This is a genomic window from Kitasatospora sp. NPDC091257, assembly GCF_044757675.1.
Lineage (GTDB): Bacteria > Actinomycetota > Actinomycetes > Streptomycetales > Streptomycetaceae > Kitasatospora > Kitasatospora lactacystinica.
This window is the reverse complement of sequence record NZ_JBIVVI010000576.1, coordinates 1-5,631: the sequence shown is the minus strand read 5'-3', so window position 1 is coordinate 5,631 and position 5,631 is coordinate 1. Positions and strand designations below refer to the sequence as shown.

Here is a 5,631-nt window from a genome sequence, read left to right as displayed (position 1 = left end):
CCTTCGACGTGGTGCTGAACTCGCTGTCCGGGGAGTTCCTGGACGCCTCCTCCCTCGGTGCTCGGGTGCGGGGTGGGCGCGCTCATCGGCGGTGCTCCTGATCGGGGGTGAGGGTGTGAGGACGGTACGGCACCGCTCCGCGGTCCGGCGCGCCCTCGGGCCGGTCCGCGGAGCGGTGACGGGGTGCGTCAGGCCTTCTCGGTGACCCCGGCGGAGTCGAAGGTGGCTACATCGTGCATCGCCCGGGCCGCGCTCTGCACCAGCGGCAGGGCCAGCAGGGCACCGGTGCCCTCGCCGAGCCGCAGGTCCAGGTCGATCAGCGGGCGAAGGCCGAGCTTCGCCAGCGCGGCCTGGTGGCCGGGCTCGGCGGAGCGGTGGCCGGCGATGCAGGCGGCCAGCACCTCGGGGGCGATCGCCTTGGCGGCCAGCGCGGCCGAGCCGGCGATGACGCCGTCCAGGACCACCGGGGTGCGCAGCGAGGCGGCGCCCAGCAGGAAGCCGGCCAGGGCGGCGTGCTCCAGGCCGCCGACGGCGGCGAGGACGCCGACCGGGTCGCTCGGGTCGGGCCGGTGCAGGGCCAGCGCGGCGCGGATGACCTCGATCTTGCGGGCGTGGGTCTCGTCGTCGATGCCGGTGCCGCGGCCGGTGACCTCGGCCGGGTCGAGGCCGGTGAACACCGAGATCAGGGCGGCCGAGGCGGTGGTGTTGGCGATCCCCATGTCACCGGTGACCAGTGCCTTGTTGCCCGCCGCGACCAGGTCGCGGGCGGTCTCGATGCCGACCTCGATGGCCTTGAGGGCCTCCTCGCGGGTCATCGCCGGGCCCTGGGTCATGTCGGCGGTGCCGGGGCGGACCTTGCGCGGCAGCAGGCCGGTGGCGCGGCCCTGCTGGACGGCGTCCGGCAGCTCGGCGGCGACGCCGACGTCGACCACGCAGACCTCGGTGCCGATCTGCTTGGCGAAGGAGTTGATCACCGCGCCCCCGGCCAGGAAGTTGGCGACCATCTGGGCGGTCACCTCCTGCGGCCAGGGGCTGACGCCCTGGGCGTGCACACCGTGGTCGCCGGCGAAGATCGCCACGCAGGCGGGCTCCGGGATCGGCGGCGGGCACTTGCGGGACAGCCCGCACAGCTGGGCGGAGATGATCTCCAGCATGCCGAGCGAGCCGGCCGGCTTGGTCATCCGCTTCTGACGGTCCCAGGCCTCGCCGAGCGCCTTGGCGTCCAGCGGCCGGATGCCGCGCAGGGTCTCGGCGAGCAGGCTCTGCGGCTCCTCGCCGGGCAGCGCGCGGTTGCCGTACTGCTCCTCGTGGACGACCCAGGACAGCGGGCGCTTCTTGGCCCAGCCCTGCTGCTCCAGCTCGGGCTCGTCCGGGAACTCGTCGACGAAGCCGACGCACAGGTAGGCGACGACCTCCAGGTGCTCGGGCAGGCCGAGTTCGCGGACCAGCTGCTCGTCGTCGAAGAAGCTCACCCAGCCGACGCCCAGGCCCTCGGCGCGGGCGGCCAGCCAGAGGTTCTCGACGGCCAGGGCGGCCGAGTACGGGGCCATCTGCGGCTGGGTGTGCCGGCCCAGGGTGTGCCGGCCGCCGCGGGTGCGGTCGGAGGTCACCACGATGTTGACCGGGGTGTCGAGGATGGCCTCGATCTTGATTTCCTTGAACTGCTTGGCCCGGCCCTTGGGCAGCGAGTCCGCGTACGCCTCGCGCTGGCGCTCGGCCAGGGCGTGCATCCGCTTGCGGGTCTTCGCCGAGCGGATCACCACGAAGTCCCAGGGCTGCGAGTAGCCGACGCTGGGCGCGGTGTGGGCGGCCTCCAGGACGCGGATCAGCACCTCGTGCGGGATCGGGTCCGGGCGGAAGCCGTTGCGCACGTCGCGTCGCTCGCGGATCACCTGGTGGACGGCCTCGCGGCCGGCCTCGTCGTATCCGGGGGCGGCCGGGCCGCGCGGCTCCGCGGGCTCCTCGGGCTGCTGCTCGGGCTGCTCCTGAGCCTCCTCGGCTGCGGTGCCCTCAGGGGCCTCCGCGGCCTCGGTGACCTCAGCGGCCTCGGCGGCGGGCTGCTCGGTCTGCGGCTGCTCGACGGCTTGGACGGTCGCCTCGCCGGCCTGCTCCCGGGCGGGCTCCGCCTCCGGAGCGACGGCGGTCTCCGCGACGGCGGCGGCCTGCGCGACGGCGGCGGCTTCGGCCTCGGCCGGCACCTGCGCCGGCTCGGCGGCCGGCTCCGCGGGGGTCTCGGCCTCCGCGACGGCGGCGACGGGCTGCTCGGCGGCGCCCTCGGCAGGGACGGCCTCCTCGGCCTCTCCGGCCGGCACGACGGCCTCGACGGGCGCGACGGCCTCGGCCACGGGCTGCTCGGCGGCTTCGGCGGGCTGCGCCGCCGGAGCCTCGGGAGCGGCCTCGGCCGGAGCCTCGGGGGCCGACTCGGGGGCCGGCTCGACGGCTTCGACGGCTTCGGCGGCCTCAGTCTCCGCGGGCGCCTCCACGGCCTGCTCCACGGCCTGCCCTGCGGGTGCCTCGGCCTGGACCTCGGCCTGCTGCTGCGGCTGCTCGGCCTCCGCCGCGGCCTCGACGACGGCCTGGCCGGAGGGCATCTCACCGGTGCCCGCGGCGGTCTCCGCGACCGGCTCGGCGACGGCCTCCGGCGCGGTCTCCGCCGGGTGGGCCTGCTCGGCGGCCTCGGCCACCACGGCGACCGGGCCGGACTCGGCGCCCGCGACGGCCTCGGCGGGCTGCGCGGAACCAACGGCCTCAACGGCCTCAACGGCCTCGACGGCTTCGACGGCTTCGACGGCCTCGGCCGCTGGCTGCAGCGCGTCGGCGGCCGCTATCGGCGCGGGCTGCTGCGGAGCCGTCTCCTCGACGACCTGGGCCTGCCCGGCCTTCTCGACCTTGGGCAGGCCGTGCGGGGTGGGAGCGGCCAGGAAGGCGGAGATCCGGCGCGGCTGGCCGGCCGGGGTCGCGGCCTCGGCCTGCTCGACGGGCACGGCGGCGCCCTCGGCGGCAGCACCCTCGGCGGCGACGGCCTCGGCGGCAACGGGCTCGACAGCGACGGGAGCGTCGGCCGTCCCGGCCACCGGCTGGGCGGACTCGGCCGGGGCGGCCTGCGCCGCCACGGCGACGGCCTCCACGGCGGGCGCGGTGGCCTGGGTGGCCTGGGCCGTCACGTCCTGCGCGGGCTGGACCGGGTCGGCGTGGACGGCCTCCGGCGTCTCGACGACCTCGATCACCTCGATCGCCCCGACCGTCTCCACGGCCAGCACGGCCTCGACCGGCGGCCCGGCCAGCGGCACCTGCTGGGCGTGCTGGACCTGCTGGACCTGCTGGAAGTCCTGCGCCTGCGGCAGCTGCTGCCCGTCCACGGCCGGAACCCCGGCAGCCGCCGGGACGACCGGCGCCGTCGGGACGGCCTGCGGGGCGGCGGCGTGCGCCGGGGCGACGGCCTCGGCCATCGGCGGGCGGCCGACCACCGGGATGCCGTGCGCGGGCGTTCCGCCCTGCGAGGGGCCGCGGTCGGCCAGCGAGCGGACCGGCACCTGGCCGGTCATCAGCGACGGGTCCGGGATCGGCGGGCCGGCGTGCAGCGGCCGGCGCGGCTGCTGAGCCTGCGTCATCGGCTGCTGCGGCTGCGTCTGGACGGGCTGCTGCGGAACGGCGTGCTCGGCGCCGAGCACCGGCGGGTCCACCGGCGGCCAGGACGGCTCGACCGGCGTGCCGTCCTGCTGCGGCGCGAGCGGCATCTGCTCGGTCGGCACGGCCGGCTCGCCCCAGGAGCCCTGCGGGCCGGGCATCAGCAGCACGTCGTCATCGTCGTCCAGGCCGTCCGGCGTGTCGGGCTGGTCGAGGAAGTGGAAGGCCGGCCGCGGGGCGCCCTGGTCGACGGCCCAGCCGTCGCCGGGGTGGCCGGGCTGGGGCACGCCGGGAACGCCGTAGCCGTGCTGGCCCTGCGGCGGGATGACGCCCGCACCCGGGGGCATCGCGCCGGGGACGCCGCCGACCGGAGCCGGGTTCGGGATCGCACCGCCGTCCGTCGCGACGCCCTGGAGGGGTGCAACGCCCGCGACGCCCTCCGGTCCGCCGAGCGGGTCATGCCCGGCGTGCAGGTGCTCCGGCAGTCCCTCGCCCGGGACGTGGCCGCCATCGGTCATTGTCAAAGCTCCTTCCAGGCCGCTGCCGCGCCCTCGGCGACACGATCACCGATCGCAGCGCCCATCCGCACGGGCCGCACCAGCACCGGCCCGCCCCTAACCACACGCGGCCGCCGCGCCGTGGCGCTGCGGCCCAAGTCCATCCGGCGCACTGCGGCACCCCGGCCCGGCGCGCCGCCCGTACGGGGCGGCACATCGTCTGAAACAACGACAACCCGGAGCAACCGGCACGACCGCACCGGACCCTACGGCATTCTCCAGGTCCGGCACGCGGCCCGTCGAATTGCCCACACTCCGAGCGGAATCGGATTGCACCGCGTCAAAAAGGTGACAAACCGACCGAATCGGGTGGGTCGCCGACCGATACGGCCGTCCAGGACGTCACACTACCGGCACGGCGCGGTCACCTCTCGAATCGGTGTCCGGATGCGACCTGGATCACCGTCGGCGCCACCGGACGGCCCCGGCACGCGCCCACGGCCTTCACACGATCTGCTCACCCCAGAGCACCAGCGCGCCGGTTCCGCCGGTCCCCAGCGCCAGACCGTCGCCCTCCCCCACCGGCCGCAACGGGGTCGCCTGGAGCAGCGCGCCGTCCGCCCGGTAACCGGCCCCGGCGATCGCCCGGTGGACCTCCTGCGCCTCGGCGAGGGTCCGGGGCAGCGCGACGAACCGCTCGGGCCGGCGGGCCAGGACGGCGCGCACCACGTCGAGTCCGCCGGACTCCACCACCGCCGCGTCCGGCTCCGGCAGGCCGCCCAGCACCTCGGGGCCGCTCCCGTACACCGTCTCCACCTCGACGCCGTAGCGGCGGGCGTTGACGGTCAGCCGGGCGCAGGCCGAGCGGGAATCCTCGACCGCGACGACGGCGGCGCCGAACCGGGCCGCCTCCACCGCGAGGGCGCCGCTGCCGGCGCCGACCGACCAGACCAGGTCCCCGGGGCGTGCGCCCAGACGGGCCAGTACCAGGGCGCGCACATGGGCGGGGAGCGCCTCCGGTGCGCCCGGCTCACCCTCCGTGCGCCCGGCGCCCGCATAGGCGTCACCGGGGAGCGCCCAGCCGCGTTCCGCGCCGGGGTAGCCGACCGGGCGCCCCGCGAGCCAGCCGGCCGCCTCGTCCACGGCGGAGGCCTGGGCGCCGCCGCCGATCACCAGCACCACGTTGGGGTCGCGCCACACGTGGTCGGCGATCCGGTCGGAGGTGAGGACGGTGACGTCCTCGTCCGGGGTGCCGAGGGCCTCGCAGACCACGAAGGTCCGGTGCACCCCGCGCAGCATCAGGGCGAGTTCGGCGGGCCCGGCGCCGGGCGCGGTGAGCACCGCGACCTTGGGGTGGGCCCGGCAGATGTTGGCCGCACGGCGCAGCCGTCCGCCGTGGACGCTGACCACCTACCTACTCCTCCTTCGCGCCCTCCGCCCGCCAGACCATCCGCGACACACAGCAACGCGCCTGGGGCATCCGCCAGCTGACCGCCGAGTACGCCGA

Annotated in this window: 2 protein-coding genes; both read right to left on the bottom strand. The window is 76.6% G+C overall.

Annotated elements, in window-relative coordinates; all coding sequences use genetic code 11:
- Window positions 1–188: 188 nt before the first annotated feature.
- Entirely contained in the window at window positions 189–4,145 is a 3,957-nt protein-coding gene (gene cobT / locus ACIQOV_RS24695; protein WP_401051852.1) for a nicotinate-nucleotide--dimethylbenzimidazole phosphoribosyltransferase, read from the bottom strand.
- A gap of 483 nt (window positions 4,146–4,628) precedes the next feature.
- Window positions 4,629–5,534 carry a precorrin-6y C5,15-methyltransferase (decarboxylating) subunit CbiE gene (locus ACIQOV_RS24690; protein WP_401051849.1) on the bottom strand — a complete coding sequence of 302 codons (906 nt, stop codon included), beginning with the start codon at window positions 5,532–5,534 and terminating at the stop codon, window positions 4,629–4,631.
- Window positions 5,535–5,631: the final 97 nt, after the last annotated feature.

What these genes read in the sequence shown, in the direction of transcription:
- cobT (WP_401051852.1), bottom strand. Translation starts at nt 4,145, where the DNA reads ATGACCGATGGCGGCCACGTCCCGGGCGAGGGACTGCCGGAGCACCTG.